The organism is Pseudarthrobacter sp. Hb11 (assembly GCF_059383655.1).
In genome coordinates this window covers 74,577-91,044 of record NZ_JBWZCM010000014.1, presented here as the reverse complement: position 1 = coordinate 91,044, position 16,468 = coordinate 74,577, and the positions used below count along the sequence as shown (strand labels likewise).

The following is a 16,468-nucleotide window of genomic DNA, read 5'->3' as shown; positions in this document are numbered from 1 at the left end:
GCCTGCCCCTGAGCTCGGGCCTCGTGCGCAGTTCCACGGTTACGAAAAAGGCGTCCATGTCCACGTGCATGATGCAGTTGCGCCTGCAGCGCCGTAGGCCTGCTCCTTCCTGCTCCTTCCCCCCCCCCCTTCCCCCCCCCCCCCCCCCCCCCCCCCAAAACCGGACGAGGACAGGATGGACGTCCCGTAGTACATGATGGCGTTGACGCCGCTGATCTGGTTGATGATGGCCATGCCCAGGCCCACAACGAAGATCCTCCGGATCCACGGAACGGTGAGGTCCTTGAACGTGCCCATCTTTGCCTGGTAATCCTCGCGGGCCGCCTGCCGCACCTCGTCGAACTCCGATGAGACGTCGCCGGCGGCGCGGGTGGAGCGGAGCACCTCAAGGACGGCCCCGAAGCGGCCGGCCGACGCCAGCCAGCGCGGGCTCTCCGGCAGGACCAGCATGCCGAACCACAGGATGACGGCTGGGAGCGTCGCGATCACCAGCATCCAGCGCCAGACGTGTGTTTCTTCGGGGAAGAGGTTGCCCAGTACGGCGTTGAAGGTGAAGGCCAGGAACTGGCCTGTGACGATCATCAGTTCGTTTTGCGTGACGATGCGGCCGCGTTGGGCCGCCGGCGACATTTCGGCGAGGTACACCGGCACAATCACGGACGCGCCGCCCACGGCCAGGCCCAGCAGGGTCCGGGCAGCTATGAGCAGTTCAGTGCTTGGCGAAAGGGTGCACGCGATGGTGGCCACCACGAAGATCAGCGCCAGCCCCATGATGGTCCTGCGCCTGCCGAAACGGTCCGAGAGCCGGCCCGCGCTGATGGCACCGAAGGCTGCACCGAACAGGAGCGTGGAGGTGACGAGCCCTTCAGTCAGGGGCGTCAGCCCAAGGTCCCGCTGCATAAACGGCAGGGCGCCGTTGATCACGCCGGTGTCGTAGCCAAACAGCAAGCCGCCGAAGGTGGAGAAAAGCGCCACCTTCCGCATGAACTTCTTCGGGTTGGCCGGTTTGGACGGTCCGGTGGCCCCGCCAGCGTCAGGGACAACGGCCTGGACATCGGCGGATTTCGTCAGGGTTCCCTTGCTTTCTTCCATCCCAGCCGCCACTAGTTGGCCTTTTCGACGTACTCGCGCATCGTCTCCAACTGATAGCGGGACACGTCGTCGGCGCTCTCGTCCTCGGCGAAGACGCTGGACACCATCACGGTGTTGTCCTTGTCCAGGAAGCCGATTTCCTTGAGTCCGCCGAAGAACTCATCCCAGTTGACGTCGCCGTCGCCTATTTTCAGGTGCTGGTGCACGCGGACGGCGTTGCCGGGCGGGTTGGTGATGTAGCGCAGGCCGTGGGAGGCGTGGTGGTCCATCGTGTCCGAGACGTGGACCAGCCGGAGCTTGTCTCCGGCTGCCCGCATGATGTCCAGGGGCTTGTTGCCCATGTGGAAGGAATGCGAGGCCACGTAGACCATGCCGATGTTGGGCGAGTTGACGCCGCGGATCACACGGATGGCGGCGAGTCCGTCTTCGACAAAGTCATCCGGGTGCGGGTCGATCAGGACATCCAGCCCCTCGCGCTCGATGATCGGGAGCAGCTCCTCCATGGAGCGGTAGAAGGCACGTTCGGATTCTTCGGCCTTTTCGGGGCGGCCGCTGAATTCGGTGTTCATGGTGCTGACGCCCAGGTCCACCGTGATCTGGATGGCGCGCTTCCAGTAACGGACGGCTGCTTCGCGGGCGTCCTCGTCCGGTCCGGACCAGCGCAGGACCGGCAGTACCGAGGCGATTTCGACGCCGGCGTCCACGCAGGCCTTGTTCATCTGTGCCACGAGCTCGTCGTCGGCCTTGGGGTGGTTGTAGAAGGGGATCATGTCCGCGTGCGGCGTCAGTTGCAGGTATTTGTAACCCAGGTCAGCTGCCACGCGCGGGAATTCCAGCAGGCTGTGGCTGTGATGGTACGGGGTGGGGTCAAGGGCAATTTTCACGTGGGCACTCCGTTATGGGTCAGTTGAGGGCGTTTAGTTGTACAGGTCAGGCTTGGTGTTGAGCCGGACCTTGACCTTTTCGCCGGACTTCTGTGCCTCGACGCCGGCCTCGCAGCAGGCTGCGGTGGCGTACCCGTCCCAAGCGGTGGGACCGCCGATTTCGCCGCGGCGGGCGGCGTCCACCCATGACTGGATTTCGACGTCATACGCGGCCCCAAACCGCTCTTCGAAGCCGGGAGTGACCTTGCCGCCCCAGCGGCCTGCGGTGCGGACGTACGGTCCGCCATCGCCGCCGATGTTGACGATGCCGTCCTCGAAGGAGGCCTGGGTGGCCACTTCGTAGCCGAACTTGGCGTTGACATAGATCTCGACGTCGGCCAGGACGCCTGATTCGGTCTCCAGGAGGACATGCTGCGGATCATGCTGTCCCGAAGGTGCGTTTTTGGTGGCCTTGCCGAGACGGACCTGGACGCTGGTGATTTCCTCGCCGGTGAAGTAGCGGATGGCGTCGAACTCGTGGACTACCGAGTCGTTGATCAACATCTCGTTGGTGAAGCCGGCCGGGGTAGTGGGGTTGCGATGCTGGTGGTGGAGCATCAGCAGCTCTCCGAGTTCGCCGTCGCGGATCACGGAGCCGAGAGCGGCGTATTCCGCGTCGAATCGGCGCATGAAGCCTACCTGGATGCGTTTGTGGCCAAGCGCGGTTTCGGCCTGGACAATCTTCCACGCGCTCTCGGCGTCCGGGGTGAGCGGCTTTTCACAGAGAATAGGGATGTCCTTCGCCAGGGCCTTGTAGAGGATGTCCTCGTGCAGGAAGCCTGGCGTGGCGATGAGGACGGCGTTGACGTCGCCGTTGTTGAGGGATTCCTCGGCGTCGGCCAGGGCAACGGCGCCGGCGATGCCTTCAATGGCGGCCTGCGCGCGGGCCAGGTCAACGTCGACGACGGCGGCAACTTCAGCGCCGTGAATGCGGCTGTTGAGGCGCTGGATGTGGTCGGCGCCCATGCGGCCGGCGCCGATGACGGCGACGCGAAGGGTTTCAGTCATGGTTCATTCCTTATGTTTGGTGTGCCTGGGCGGCGTCAGTTGACGGCTGTGCGGGAACCGCAGGAGAGCAGGAAGTTGCGGGTGCGCTTGGCAATCGGCATGGGAACGTCGAACGCTACCGGGTACATATCCTGCTCCACAATTCCGAAGATGGGGCGGTTCAGTGCCTCTACGGCTTCGATCACGGCGCGCAGGTCCGGCAGCCCGTTCGGCGGCTCGGTCATGACTCCGGCCAGGTTGGCCGCGGCCCAGGTCATGTTTTCCTCGTTGACCTTCTTCAGGATTTCCGGGTTGATCTGCTTCAGGTGCAGGTAGCCGATGCGGTCCGGGTAGTTCTTGATCAGCTCGAGGCTGGAGGCGCCGCAGTATTCGGCGTGCCCGGTGTCCAGGCACAGGTTCAGATACGTGGGGTCCGTGGCAGCCAGCAGTGTTTCGATGTCCTTCTGCGCTCCGACGTGCGAATCGGCGTGGGAGTGGAACTGCTGCTTCAGGCCAAAGTCCTCCAGGAGGGTCTTGCCCAGGCGGTTGTGGCCAGCGAACAGGTCGTCCCAGGCCTTCTCCGTCAGCTGGCCGCTTTCGACGGCTTCGCCAGTGACGTCATCCCGCCACATGGCAGGGATGACCACAATGTGCTCGCCGCTCATGGCCGCGGTGAGCTCGGCTACCTTGCGGGCAGGCTCCCAGGCGGTCTCCCACTGGTCCAGTCCGCGGTGGAACGCGGTGAACACGGTTCCCGCGGTGACTTGCAGGTCACGGGCCTTGAGCTCCTCGGCCAGCCGGGTGGGGTCATTCGGCAGGTAGCCGTAGGGGCCCAGTTCGATCCACTTGTAGCCGGATTCGGCCACTTCGTCGAGGAAGCGCTCCCACGGGGTCTGCTGGGGGTCATCCGCGAACCAGACGCCCCAGGAGTCAGGGGCGGTGCCGATGATCAGCTTGTTCTCAGTCATTGCCATTCCTTCTCATCGATTGCTCCGCAAGGGCCCTTTTGGACGCTCAAAACGGCCGTTACGGAGCAGTCGATGGTCGTAAGTGGGGCGGGGGTCAGTTGGAGGGGAAGTTGTAGGAGGCACCCGAGGCGTGGGTAGGTTCGGGCCAGCGGGAGGTGATGACTTTGCCGCGGGTGTAGAAGGAGACGCCTTCAGGGCCGTAGATGTGCTTGTCGCCGAAGAGGGAGGCTTTCCAGCCGCCGAAGGAGTGGTAGGCCACGGGCACTGGCAGGGGTACGTTGATGCCGATCATTCCCACGGTCACGGAGCGCTGGAACTTCCGGGCGTTCGCGCCGGAGGAGGTGAAGATGGCGGTGCCGTTCCCGTACGGGTTGGCGTTGATCAGGGCGATGCCGTCTTCAAGGCTGTCGACGCGGACGACGACGAGGACGGGTCCGAAGATTTCCTCGGTGTACGCGGTCATTCCGGTCTTGACGTGGTCGATCACGGTGGGGCCCACCCAGAAGCCGTCCTCATGGCCCGGGACCACGAGGTCGCGGCCGTCCACCACCATGGCCGCGCCGGCCGTTTCGGCTTCGGTGACGATCCTGACGATGCGTTCCTTGGACGCCGGGGTGATGACCGGGCCCATTTCGGCGTCGGGTGCGGTGCCGTTGTTGACCTTCACGGCCAGGGCACGCTCTTCGACTTTTTTGACGATCAGGTCCGCGGCGTCCCCGACGGCGACGGCGACGGAGATCGCCATGCAGCGTTCCCCGGCGGAGCCGAACGCGGCAGCTGCCAAGTGGTCCGCGGCGTTGTCCAGGTCCGCATCGGGCATCACGATGGCATGGTTCTTCGCCCCGCCCAGGGCCTGGACCCGTTTGCCGTGCCTGGTCGCGGTCTCGTGGACGTACTGCGCGATCGGGGTTGACCCGACGAAGGAGATGCCGTCCACATCCGGGTGGGTCAGCAGCCCGTCAACGGTCTCCTTGTCCCCGTGCAGGACCTGGAACACGCCGTCCGGCAGGCCCGCCTGCTTCCACAGCTTCGCCAGCAGCATCGAGGCCGACGGGTCCCGTTCGGAGGGCTTGAGGATAAACGCGTTGCCGGTAGCGATCGCCATCGGCGCCATCCACAAAGGCACCATCACCGGGAAGTTGAACGGGGTAATCCCGGCAACCACACCAAGGGGTTCGCGGAAGGAGAAGACGTCGATGCCGGTAGAGACCTGGTCCGAGTAGTCACCCTTGACCAGGGACGGGATCCCGCAGGCGAACTCAATAACTTCCAGGCCGCGGCCGATCTCGCCCTTCGCATCGGAGAGGACTTTGCCGTGCTCGGCGGTGATCAGGGCGGCGAGGTCGTCCACGTGGGCGGCCACGAGCTCGCGGAACTTGAACAGCACCGCGGTGCGCTTGGCCAGCGAGACATCACCCCAGGAATCCGCGGCTTTACGGGCCGCCGCGACGGCCGCGTCCAGGTCCGCCCGGTTAGCCAGGCGAAGTTCCGCGCTGACCTGGCCGGTGGCCGGGTTGTACACAGGCTGTGTGCGGGTTCCCTCACCGGTGGTCTCGGCACCGTTGATGAAATGGTTGATGGTGGTGGCCTCGGTTGTGACAGTCATGGGACTCTTCCTTGAGTAGTCGAAGGGGATGAAAAGAGGGGGTTAGCCCAGCAGCTTGCGCTGGCGGGACTTGTGGTCGGTGTAGGTCTGGAAGGCCTGCTTCGTGGAATCGAGGTCAGAGACCTGGGAGACGGGAACGTCCCACCACGATTCGGAGCTCGGGGCGTCCAGCAGCGGGTCGGATTCGACGTGGATCAGGATGGGCCCACTGCGTTCGGGCGCTGCCTTCGCGTCCCGGATGGCCTGTTCGAGTTCGGCGATGACCTTCTCCCCCGGTTCGATCCGGACCACTTTGACACCGAGGGACTCGGCGTTCAGGGCCAGGTCCACGGGGAGGGTTTCGCCTTCGTCGAAGCTGTGCCGGGCCTCGTCCAGGGCACGGTACTGGGTGCCGAACCGCTGGGAGCCGAGGGACTCGGAGAGCGAGCCGATGGAGGCGTAGCCGTGGTTCTGAATCAGGACCACGATCAGCTTGATGCGTTCGGCGACGGCGGTGACCAGTTCCGTGTGCATCATCAGGTAGGAGCCGTCCCCCACCATCACAACGACGTCCCGCTGGGTGCCGCCGCGGGCGGCTTCGGCCAGGGCTGCGCGTTTGACGCCAAGGCCGCCGGGAATCTCGTAGCCCATACAGGAGTACGCGTATTCCACGTGGTAACCGAACGGGTCCCGGACCCGCCACATCTTGTGCAGGTCTCCGGGCAGCGATCCCGCGGCGCAGATGACCACGTCGGGCGCGTCCATGGCACGGGAGGTGGCGCCGATGATCTCGTTCTGCGCCGGCAGCGGCGTGTGCCGGGTATCGAACGCCTGATCGACCGTGGCGTCCCAACGTGCCTTCTCTTCCTCAATGCTCGCTTCGAGGTCCGCGCCGACACGGTAACCGCCGAGCGCATGGTTGAGCTTCGCCAGGGCCTTGCGGGCATCGGCCACGATCGGCAGCGTGGTGCCGTGCTTGTACGCATCGATCGCCGCGACGTTGATGTTGATGAACTTTACGTCCGGGTTCTGGAACGCGGTCCGCGACGCGGTGGTGAAGTCCTCGTACCGGGTGCCGATCCCGATGATCAGGTCCGCCTCCGCAGCGATGGCGTTCGCCGCCGTCGTGCCCGTGGACCCGATCGCGCCGAGGGAGAACGGGTGGTCCCAGGGCAGGACACCGACGCCCGCCTGGGTGTTGCCCACCGGGATCCCCGTCAACTCGGCGAAGGCAGCCAGTTCGTCGTTGGCGTAGGCGTACAGCACGCCGCCGCCGGCGATGATCATCGGACGTTTCGCGGCACGTATGGCCGCGGCGGCGCGTGCGATGTCCTCATCGTCGGCATCCGGGCGGCGGATCCGCCACTCACGCTCGGCCAGGAACTCCTCGGGCACGTCGAAGGCCTCGGCTTGGACATCCTGCGGCAGTGAAATCGTGACGGCTCCGGTCTCGGCCGGGTCCGTGAGAACCCGCAGGCCGTGGTGGAACGCGGAGAACAGCTGCTCCGGCCGGGAGACCCGGTCAAAGAACTTCGACAGCGGCCGGAACGCGTCATTGACAGTGATGTCGTACGCGTAGGGCTGCTCAAGCTGCTGCAGGACCGGGTCCGCGGCGCGGGTGGCGAACGTGTCACTCGGTAGCAGCAGTACGGGCAAACGGTTAGTTGTGGCCAGCGCCGCACCGGTGAGTAAGTTGGAGGAACCCGGCCCGATCGAGGTGCTGATCGCGAAGGTCTGGCGCCGCCGGGTGTGCCGGGCATACCCCACTGCCTGGTGCGCCTGGGCCTGCTCGTTCCGGCCTTGGTAGTACGGCATGATCGCCGGGTCAAGCTGCTGGTACTGCTTGAGGGCCTGCCCGACGCCGGCCACGTTGCCGTGCCCGAAGATACCGAAGGTGCCCGGAATGAGGCGTTCACGAAAGTCCACCCCGCCGACAAAATCCACCGTGTACTGCTTGGAAAGGTACTCGACCACGGCCTGGGCCACGGTCATCCGGCGGGTTCCGGTTGCTGTTCTCGTCCCCATGGAAAGTTACTCCGATACTTCTGCTGATGCGGTGTGGTTAAGGAGGGAGGCGGCGGTGGCCACCGCGCCGGCAACATCACCGTCCGCCGGATACAACAGGGTGCGCCCCACCGTGAGGCCCTGCACGCCGGGCAGCGCCAGGGCGGCTTCCCAGCTGGCGAAGACTTCGTCCTGGGTGCCGTCGGGGTCCCCGCCCAGCAGCACGGTGGGCATCGTGGTGGCGGCCATGACCCGTTCCATCTCAGCGACGACGGGCAGCTTCATCCAGGTGTAGGCACTGGTGGAGCCCAGGCCCTCGGCGATGGCGATTGACTTGATCACCGCGTCGGTGGAGAGGTCATTCCGGACCTTGCCGTTGGTCCGCACCGATAAGAAGGGCTCAACCATGGCGATCAGCTTGCGCTCAGCCAGGGAGTCGATGGCCTTGGCCGTGGCTTCCAGCAGGGACACCGTGTCCGGGTCACCGAGGCAGATGCGGGTCAGCATTTTTCCTCCGTCGGCCCCGAGCGCTTCCAGCGCCGCGGCGGTGTGGCCGGTGAACCGGTCATCGAATTCGTTGACCAGGCCGGACAACCCGCCACGGTTCATCGACCCAAAAATCAGTTTGCCCTCCAGCGCACCGAGCAGCAGCAGGTCATCCATGATGTCCGGCGAGGCGAGCACACCGTCCACATCCGGGTTGGCAAGCGCGATCTGCAGCCGGTCCAGCAACTGGCGGCGGTCCGCCATCGCCACCGGATCCGAACCAACCGCGAGGGCACCGCGGGCAGGATGGTCCGCCGCGACGATGAAGTTCTGCCGGCCGTACTTCAGGCCGGGATGGCGGCGCCGCGCCTTGGCGGCACGGGCAACAGCATCCGGATCCTCCAGGCGGATGGTGCTCAGGTGCGCGTATCGGCGCGGATCATTATCCACGTCGACGGTGGCAGTGCCGAGGTTGATACTCACAGTGCTGCTCCTTCGATGGCGAACTGGCCCGGAACCAGGCGGCCGCGTTCCGCGAGCAGAGAGGTGACCTCGTCCGGCGTCGGCATCGCATCGGCGCAGGACAGGCGGGAGGCGACGATCGCGCCGGCGGCGTTGGCGTAGTCCAGGACCTGGGCCAGCGGCCAGCCGGACAGCAGTCCGTGGCAGAACGCTCCGCCGAAGGAGTCCCCGGCGCCAAGGCCGTTGACGGTCTCGACCGGAACCGGGGCGGACACCACACGCTCCGTGCGGGTCTTGGCCATCACGCCCTCCGGGCCGAGCTTCACGACGGCGATCTCCACGCCCGCCGCCAGCAGGCGGTCCGCCTGCTCGTCCGGGGTCCCCTCGCCCACGGCCACGGCGCATTCCTTGTCGTTGCCGATGGCCACGGTCACATGCGGCAGAATCTTAGCCACCTGGGCCCGGGCCTCTTCCTCCGAGGCCCAAAACATGGGCCGGTAGTCCAGGTCAAGGATGGTGTACTGGCCCTCTTGCAGGCCCGAGTGCGGGCGTGCTTCGTGGGCCTTGATGTGGGCTTCGCGGCTGGGCTCCTGGCACAGGCCGGTCACGGTGGACCAGAAGATCCGCGCGTCCCGGATGGCATCCAGGTCCAGTTCATCCGCTTGGATCTGCAGGTCCGGGGCCGTGGGGAACCGGCCGTAGAAGTACAGCGGGAAGTCCTCCGGCGGCTTGATCGCACAGAAAGTGACGGCGGTGGGCCACTCCTTCACCGGCGTAACAAAGGAATCGTCCACGTTGAACTTCTTCAATTCCCGGTGCAGGTAGGTCCCGAAGGCATCATCGCCAGTCCGGGTGATCACACCGGTCCGACGGCCGTGCCGGGCAGCGGCCACGGCAACGTTCGACGGCGATCCGCCAAGGTACTTGCCGAAGGACGTCACGTCCTCCAGGTCCACCCCAATGTCGTTCGGGTAAATATCAACGCTGATGCGCCCGATCGTGAGCAGTTCGTGGGTCACGGTAATCGCGGACCTTTCTTGTTAGAACTCTTTACCTTTGAGCAGTTAGAGCTCCGGCTCGGACCTCCGTGAGCGGGGCCACAACCCCTACTTTGCCCTAGAAAACATGTCCTGTCAAAGGTTTGTACTGACATACTTACAACAAGGTTTACGGCCGCCAATCTGCGCCCGCCAGGCGGCTCAACCGGGAACCCGGCAGGCCCTACTTCCGGGGAACGGCCAGTTCACCCGTGACATATTGGGCCCGCCCAAAGCCGAAGGACCAGTCATCAGCAGAGTTCTCCACGTAGCCGATAAAAACATCCTCACCGGCGATATCCAACTCCGCCAGGCGGCCCGCGATTGCCGCAAAGAGGGATTGCTTTGACTCCCGGCTTCGCCCGCCCTGCGTAAAGATCTGGATCATCACCACATCCGGCGTGCGCTGGAATCCGAGCCCGGCATCCTGGGCAACAATTTGCCCCGGAGGGTGCTCCGTGAGCACATGGAAATAGTCCCGCTCCGGGATTCTGTATTCGGCGAGGATCGCGTCGTGGATCCCTCGGCTGAGGCGGCGCAGGTCTTCTGCGCTGCGTCCCTGATTAACATCGATGCGCACTAGTGGCATTTCCATCTCCTAGAAGCTTTGTCCTGACATACTAACAAAGTGTCCGGACGGCGCGCAATGGTCGCCGCAGCGGCACCCGAGGCCCCGGCGGCGGCACCTTGGCGCAGGGGCCAGAGAACAGCTGGAAACAGTACGACGACGGACGGCCACCGTCGCTGGGATGGTGGCCGTCCGTCGTCGTACTTAGCCGTCATGCAGTTATGCGGGAACGCGGGCGGGCGTGGGGACCCGGAGATGCTCAGCCGTTGAACTGCGCCGGGTGCGGGCCGGTGCGCCCGTCGCGCTCGAGGCCGTCGATCACGGCCAGCTCATCCGTCGTCAGTTCAAAGCCAAAGACGTCCAGGTTTTCGCGGATCCGCTGCGGGGTCACGGATTTGGGGATGACAACCCGCCCCTGCTGCAGGTGCCAGCGCAGGATGGCCTGGGCGGGTGTGACGCCGTGCCCGTCCGCAATGGCCGCCACGGCCGGATCGGCCAGACCGGCGCCCTGCGCGAGCGGGCTCCAGGCCTCCGTGACAATCCCGTGGGCGGCGTTGAATTCCGCAATGTCCCGCTGCTGGAGTGCGGGGTGCAGCTCGATCTGGTTGACGGCCGGCACGGTGCCGCCCAGGCCGATAATTGCCTGCAGGTGCTCGGGGAGGAAGTTGGAGACGCCGATGGCCCTGACCTTGCCGTCCGCCAGCAACTGCTCCAGCGCACGCCAGGAATCGAGGTAGCTGCTGGTGGCCGGCGCGGGCCAGTGGATGAGGTACAGGTCCAGGTAGTCCAGCCCCAGCTTGGCCAGGCTGGCGTCGAAGGCGGCCAGCGTGGCGTCAAAGCCGAGGTCTGCCACCCAGAGCTTCGAGGTGATGAACAGATCCTCGCGATTGATCCCCGACGCCGCAATGGCACGGCCGGCCCCTGCCTCATTGCCGTAGATGGCGGCGGTGTCGATACTGCGGTAACCGGCTGCAAGGGCGTGGCTGACCGCGGTAGTGGTGTCGTCGTCGGACACCTGGAAGACGCCGAAGCCGAGCTGCGGCATTTGCACACCGTTGTTAAGGGCGAGGGCGGGAGTGGACGTGGCGAGCGAGGGTGAAGTCATGGGGTTCTCCAGTTTCGGGTGGTGGTCCAAGGACGAACGGTCTAGGGGCGGAGGGTCTAGTTGTGGACGGCCACGGGCTCAGGGGCAGCGTGCACGCCGGCGGCTGCCTGCCGGGCGGCTGTCCGCTTGGCGTTGGCCGCGGCGACGATCATCACGGCCAGTCCCAGCAGGGTGATCCCGGCGCCGGCCCAGATGGGTGAGGTGTAGCCGAGCCCGGCGGTGATGGTCACGCCGCCGAGCCAGGCGCCGAGGGCGTTGCCGACGTTGAAGGCGCCGATGTTGGCGCCGGAGGCGAGGGTGGGGGCGCCGGCCGCGTATGTCATCACGCGCATCTGCAGGCCGGGGACGGTGGCGAAGCCGAAGCCGCCCATCAGGACGATGGAGGCGATCGTCAGCACCTGGCTGCCAGCGGTCAGGGCGAAGGCCACGAGGACAACCACCAGGACGGCGAGCACCACAATAAGGGTGCGGTCCACATTTCGGTCCGCGGCCTTGCCGCCGATGGTGTTGCCGATGAAGAGGCCAACACCGAAGACGATCAGCAGCCACGGCACGGTGGAGGCTGCAAACCCGGAGACCTCGGTGAGTGTGAAGGCGATGTAAGTGAAGGCACCAAACATGCCGCCGTAGCCGAGGATGGTGACGAGGATGGAGAGCCATACCTGGCCGGAGCGGAAGGCCTGCAGTTCGCTGCGCAGGGTGCCGGGGGTGGTGTCCCCATGGCCGGTTTTTGGCACCAGGGCGAGGATTCCAGCCAGGGCAATGACGCCGATGACGGTGATGGCCCAGAACGTGGAGCGCCAGCCTGCCGCCTGTCCCAGCATGGTGCCGAAGGGCACGCCCAGAACGTTGGCTGCGGTGAGCCCGGTGAACATGATGGCGATTGCACCGGCTTTCTTGGTGGGGGCCACCATGTCCGCAGCCACCACGGCGCCGATCCCGAAGAACGCGCCATGGGCCAAGGCGGCAATGATGCGGCCGGCCATCATCATCCCGTAGCCGGGGGCGATCGCCGAGATCAGGTTGCCGGCGATGAAGAGCACCAGCAGCACCGCAAGGACGGGCTTGCGCTCAAAGCGGGTCACGGCGGCGGTCAGCCCCAGGGCGCCAACAACCACGGCGAGGGCGTAGCCGGAGATCAGCCAGCCCGCCGTGGCCTCGCTGACCTGGAAATCGGCGGCAACCTCGGGCAGCAGGCCCATGATCACAAACTCGGTGAGTCCGATGCCGAACCCGCCGAGGGCGAGGGCTATCAGTCCAATGGGCATGGGAATGCTCCTTCGAAAACTGTACGGGAGAAGATAGGACGCGTAGGCTAATAGTTGCAGACGCGTTATTCATTGTTGCATACGCAAGTATCCCGCGCAAGCAACTATTATTGGCGCTGTCCCATGTGCGCCCTCCTGGGCCGTGGGACATCGCCGGAAGAGGGTAGGGAAATGGGCATCAAGGACGACGCTGTGGAGGTCCGTGCGCAGGGTTGGCGCACACTCGCGGCGCTGCATGGGTTGATCGAGGGCGAGCTGGAGCGCGCACTCCAGGCCGAATCACAGCTGTCAGTGGTGGAGTACACGGTGCTGGACGCGCTCAGCCGGCAGGACGGCTGGCACATGCGGATGCAGCAGCTGGCCCGCGCTACTGCCCTCAGCGCCAGCGCTACAACCCGCCTGGTCAACCGGCTCGAGGACCGCGGCCTGCTCACGAGGATCCTCTGCGCGGATGACCGCCGCGGGATCTACACCGAGCTCACCACCAGCGGCGTGGCGCTCCTGGACGACGTCCGGCCGGTCCACGACGCCACGCTGGAGCGCGCCCTGGCGGAGGCCCAGGCGGTTCCCGAGCTGGCCGCGCTGGTGGAGGCACTCCCCGGGTTGCGCGCGAGCGTCTAACCACCGCGCTTCCCCGCGCGCCGTCGTCGTGGGTTTTCCAGGAATTTTTCCTCGACACCTCATACGCGGCAATACTTTGGACAAGACTTCTTGACCCTAGGCAGCACCAGGCATAGATTGGTAATCAACCAAATCGTTGATCAATGATTCGGTTGATTTTAAGCAGGAAGGCTGCGCGGAACGATGAAAACCTCTGACGACGCATCTCTGGACTCGGCCTTCATGGCCTTGGCAGATCCTGTGCGCCGCCTCATCATCGCCCGGCTCAGCCGGGGCCCGGCCACTGTCAATGAATTGGCTGACCCCTTTGAGATCACCAAGCAGGCGGTCTCGAAACACATCCAGGTACTCGAGCAGGCGGAACTGGTCACGCGGACCAGGGACGCCCAGCGCCGGCCCGTGCACCTGAACCCCGCACGGCTGGAGGCACTGACCGCATGGATCGACCAGTACCGGTTGGTCCATGAAGGCCAGTTCCGCCGCCTCGATGCCGTGCTTCAATCAAACGCCACAGGCAGCGACTAACCTCCAAGGAGTTATCGTGAGCAATTCCCTGAAACTCAGCGTCCCGGAAGGCCTTCCCTTCATCGATTACGAGCGCGAGTTCGACTTCCCGGTCGCGGACGTGTTCCGTGCCCACAAGGAACCGGACCTGATCGTCCAGTGGCTTGGCCCGCGGGGACTGAAAATGGACATCGACCACTACGACTTCCGCACCGGGGGCACCTACAGTTACCTGCACACTGGGCCGGACGGCGTCGCCTATAAGTTCAGCGGGGTCTTCCATACCGTCCGCGAAAACGAGTTCGCTATCCAGACCTTTGAGTTCGGCGGCTACCCGGATGTGGTCAGCCTGGAGTTCATGACGTTCGAGGACCTCGGCAACGGCCGGACCCGCCTCAAGGGCCACTCTGTCTACCCCAGCCAGGAGGCCCGCGACGGCATGGCGCAATCCGGCATGGAGGGCGGCATGACCGAAGGCTACGAAAGGCTGGACGAGCTGCTTAGCGGCGCGAAGGTCTAAAACGCAGAAGCCGACGCCGGTCCGGTCACCTCCCTGTGGAAGGTGACCGGACCGGCGTCGTACTTAAGCAGAAAACGCGGGGCCGCCCTCCCGTCCCGAAGGGCGGCAGGCGACCCCGCGTCTACGCTTTTGGTGCTAGAGCGTCGCGAAAACTTCGCGCAGCAGCTTGGCCGTTTCAGACGGCGTCTTGCCGACCTTTACACCTGCAGCTTCGAGGGCTTCCTTCTTGGCCTGGGCGGTGCCCGCAGAGCCGGAGACGATGGCGCCGGCGTGGCCCATGGTCTTGCCTTCGGGAGCGGTGAAGCCGGCCACGTAGCCAACAACCGGCTTGGTGACGTTGGCCTTGATGAAGTCGGCTGCACGCTCTTCGGCGTCGCCACCGATTTCGCCGATCATCACGATCGCCTTGGTCTCGGGGTCAGCCTCGAACGCGGCCAGGGCGTCGATGTGGGTGGTGCCGATGACGGGGTCGCCGCCGATGCCGATGGCGGTGGAGAAGCCGAGATCGCGCAGCTCGTACATCATCTGGTAGGTCAGGGTTCCGGACTTGGAAACCAGTCCGATGGGGCCCTTGCCCGTGATGTTGTTCGGCGTAATGCCGACCAGTGCCTCGCCCGGGGTGATGATGCCGGGGCAGTTTGGTCCTATGATCCGGGTGACCTGGTTGCCGTCCGCGTCCACCGTGGCCTGGGCAAGTGCCCAGAACTCGGCGGAGTCCTGGACCGGGACGCCTTCGGTGATCACAACGACCAAGCCGATCCCGGCTTCGATGGCTTCGACCACGGCGGTCTTGGTGAATGCCGGCGGCACGAAGACGATGGAGACGTCAGCGCCGGTTTCGGCCATGGCTTCCTTGACGGTGCCGAAGACGGTGATTTCGTTGTCGCCGTGCAGGACCGTGGTGCCGGCCTTGCGGGCGTTAACGCCGCCGACGATGTTGGTGCCGGCCTTCAGCATCAGGGCGGTGTGCTTGGTGCCTTCGCCGCCGGTGATGCCCTGGACGATGACCTTGGAGTCCTTGTTCAGATAGATAGACATGGTGCGTCCCTTACTTAGCTGCGTTGGCGAGCTCGGCGGCCTTGTCGGCGCCCTCGTCCATGGTTGCGGCCAGGGTAACCAGCGGGTGGTTCGCCTCGGCCAGGATGCGGCGGCCTTCCTCAACGTTGTTGCCGTCGAGGCGGACTACCAGCGGCTTGTTCGCGGAGTGGCCCAGCTCGGCCAGTGCACCAACGATGCCCTTGGCGACGGCGTCACAGGCGGTGATGCCGCCGAAGACGTTCACGAAGACGGACTTGACCTGCTCGTCGCCGAGGATGACGTCCAGGCCGGCGGCCATAACCTCGGCGGATGCTCCACCGCCGATGTCCAGGAAGTTGGCGGGCTTGACGTTGCCGTGGTTCTCGCCGGCGTAGGCAACAACATCCAGGGTGGACATAACCAGGCCTGCACCGTTGCCGATGATGCCCACTTCGCCGTCCAGCTTGACGTAGTTCAGGTCCTGCGCCTTGGCCTTGGCCTCGAGCGGATCTGCGGCGTCCTTGTCCTCGAGCAGGGCGTGCTTGGCGTGGCGGAACTCGGCGTTCTCGTCCAGCGTGACCTTGCCGTCCAGTGCCACGATTTCGCCGGCGCCAGTCTTGACGAGCGGGTTGACCTCAACGAGGGTGGCGTCTTCCTTCTTGAAGACGTCCCAGAGCTTAAGGATCACTGCGGCCACCTTGCTACGGAGTTCCTCAGCGAAGCCTGCGGCAGCGACGATTTCGTCTGCCTTTGCCTGGTCGATGCCCACGGCGGGGTCGATGGCGATCTTGGCGAGCGCCTCGGGGCGTTCGACGGCGAGCTGTTCGATTTCCATGCCGCCTTCAACCGAGCACATGGCCAGGTAGTTGCGGTTGGCCCGGTCCAGGAGGACGGAGAAGTAGTATTCCTCGGCAATATCGGCGCCCTGAGCGATCATCACCTTGTTGACGGTGTGGCCCTTGATGTCCATGCCCAGGATGTTGGTGGAGTGCTCAAGTGCCTCGTCGGCGGACTTTGCGACCTTGACGCCGCCGGCCTTGCCGCGGCCGCCAACCTTGACCTGTGCTTTAACAACAGTTACGCCGCCGATCTTCTCGGCAGCTGCCTTAGCTTCTTCTGGGGTGTGCGCTACGATGCCGGCAAGCACGGGTACACCGTGCGCCTCGAACATATCGCGCGCCTGGTATTCAAACAGGTCCACGGTTTAGTGTCCTTCTACGTCGAAGTAGTTTCTGTACAGTCGGACACCATCCAAGACGATGACCGGGCTGCGGAATTGCTCGCACCGGCGGCCTGTTGGAAACGAGCCACGCGGCGTGAT

Annotated in this window: 15 protein-coding genes and 1 pseudogene; 3 read left to right on the top strand and 13 right to left on the bottom strand. The window is 65.0% G+C overall.

Translation table 11 applies throughout. From position 1 onward, the window contains the following. Window positions 1-144: 144 nt before the first annotated feature. The 11 genes and pseudogenes from AC50X7_RS16490 to AC50X7_RS16440 all read right to left on the bottom strand — a co-directional run. Window positions 145-1,092, bottom strand: a pseudogene (locus tag AC50X7_RS16490) (MFS transporter); the annotation flags it as partial. Between the two features lie 11 nt (window positions 1,093-1,103). Beyond that, a complete protein-coding gene (locus tag AC50X7_RS16485) occupies window positions 1,104-1,976 on the bottom strand; it encodes a sugar phosphate isomerase/epimerase family protein (RefSeq protein ID WP_494979997.1) in 873 nt (290 codons plus the stop codon). A gap of 33 nt (window positions 1,977-2,009) precedes the next feature. Continuing rightward, window positions 2,010-3,023, bottom strand: a complete 1,014-nt coding sequence (locus AC50X7_RS16480) for a Gfo/Idh/MocA family protein (RefSeq protein WP_494979996.1) — start codon at window positions 3,021-3,023, stop codon at window positions 2,010-2,012. Window positions 3,024-3,058: 35 nt separating this feature from the next. Further along, entirely contained in the window at window positions 3,059-3,970 is a 912-nt protein-coding gene (locus tag AC50X7_RS16475; RefSeq protein WP_494979995.1) for a sugar phosphate isomerase/epimerase family protein, read from the bottom strand. Between the two features lie 94 nt (window positions 3,971-4,064). Further along, entirely contained in the window at window positions 4,065-5,576 is a 1,512-nt protein-coding gene (locus AC50X7_RS16470; RefSeq protein WP_494979994.1) for a CoA-acylating methylmalonate-semialdehyde dehydrogenase, read from the bottom strand. Window positions 5,577-5,618: 42 nt separating this feature from the next. Next, window positions 5,619-7,547 carry a 3D-(3,5/4)-trihydroxycyclohexane-1,2-dione acylhydrolase (decyclizing) gene (iolD, locus tag AC50X7_RS16465; protein ID WP_494980002.1) on the bottom strand — a complete coding sequence of 643 codons (1,929 nt, stop codon included), beginning with the start codon at window positions 7,545-7,547 and terminating at the stop codon, window positions 5,619-5,621. A gap of 39 nt (window positions 7,548-7,586) precedes the next feature. After that, complete coding sequence (locus tag AC50X7_RS16460) at window positions 7,587-8,528, bottom strand: Cgl0159 family (beta/alpha)8-fold protein (protein ID WP_494979993.1); 942 nt, start codon at window positions 8,526-8,528, stop codon at window positions 7,587-7,589. Then, a complete protein-coding gene (iolC, locus tag AC50X7_RS16455; RefSeq protein ID WP_494979992.1) occupies window positions 8,525-9,526 on the bottom strand; it encodes a 5-dehydro-2-deoxygluconokinase in 1,002 nt (333 codons plus the stop codon). The genes AC50X7_RS16460 and iolC overlap by 4 nt, the downstream gene beginning before the upstream one ends. Window positions 9,527-9,728: 202 nt before the next feature. Further along, the gene (locus AC50X7_RS16450) at window positions 9,729-10,133 is read right to left on the bottom strand and encodes a tautomerase family protein (RefSeq protein WP_494979991.1); all 405 of its coding nucleotides are present in this window, start codon (window positions 10,131-10,133) and stop codon (window positions 9,729-9,731) included. Between the two features lie 238 nt (window positions 10,134-10,371). Then, entirely contained in the window at window positions 10,372-11,217 is an 846-nt protein-coding gene (locus AC50X7_RS16445) for an aldo/keto reductase (RefSeq protein ID WP_494979990.1), read from the bottom strand. 56 nt (window positions 11,218-11,273) lie between these two features. Then, window positions 11,274-12,485 (bottom strand): MFS transporter, encoded by a 1,212-nt coding sequence (locus AC50X7_RS16440; protein ID WP_494979989.1) that lies wholly within the window; start codon window positions 12,483-12,485, stop codon window positions 11,274-11,276. Window positions 12,486-12,656: 171 nt separating this feature from the next. On the opposite strand from AC50X7_RS16440, the gene AC50X7_RS16435 reads away from it, so the two are divergent. The 3 genes from AC50X7_RS16435 (at window position 12,657) to AC50X7_RS16425 (ending at window position 14,130) form a co-directional block, all read left to right on the top strand. Beyond that, window positions 12,657-13,106 (top strand): MarR family winged helix-turn-helix transcriptional regulator, encoded by a 450-nt coding sequence (locus AC50X7_RS16435; protein WP_307096443.1) that lies wholly within the window; start codon window positions 12,657-12,659, stop codon window positions 13,104-13,106. 183 nt (window positions 13,107-13,289) lie between these two features. Continuing rightward, window positions 13,290-13,631 carry an ArsR/SmtB family transcription factor gene (locus tag AC50X7_RS16430; RefSeq protein WP_494979988.1) on the top strand — a complete coding sequence of 114 codons (342 nt, stop codon included), beginning with the start codon at window positions 13,290-13,292 and terminating at the stop codon, window positions 13,629-13,631. 16 nt (window positions 13,632-13,647) lie between these two features. After that, window positions 13,648-14,130: an SRPBCC family protein gene (locus tag AC50X7_RS16425; RefSeq protein WP_494979987.1), complete on the top strand. Its 483-nt coding sequence runs from the start codon at window positions 13,648-13,650 to the stop codon at window positions 14,128-14,130. 135 nt (window positions 14,131-14,265) lie between these two features. Here AC50X7_RS16425 and sucD read toward each other — a convergent pair whose 3' ends face one another. Continuing rightward, window positions 14,266-15,168, bottom strand: a complete 903-nt coding sequence (gene sucD / locus AC50X7_RS16420) for a succinate--CoA ligase subunit alpha (protein ID WP_494979986.1) — start codon at window positions 15,166-15,168, stop codon at window positions 14,266-14,268. Between the two features lie 10 nt (window positions 15,169-15,178). Next, window positions 15,179-16,348, bottom strand: coding sequence for an ADP-forming succinate--CoA ligase subunit beta (sucC, locus tag AC50X7_RS16415; protein WP_494979985.1), 1,170 nt, complete (start codon window positions 16,346-16,348; stop codon window positions 15,179-15,181). Window positions 16,349-16,468: the final 120 nt, after the last annotated feature.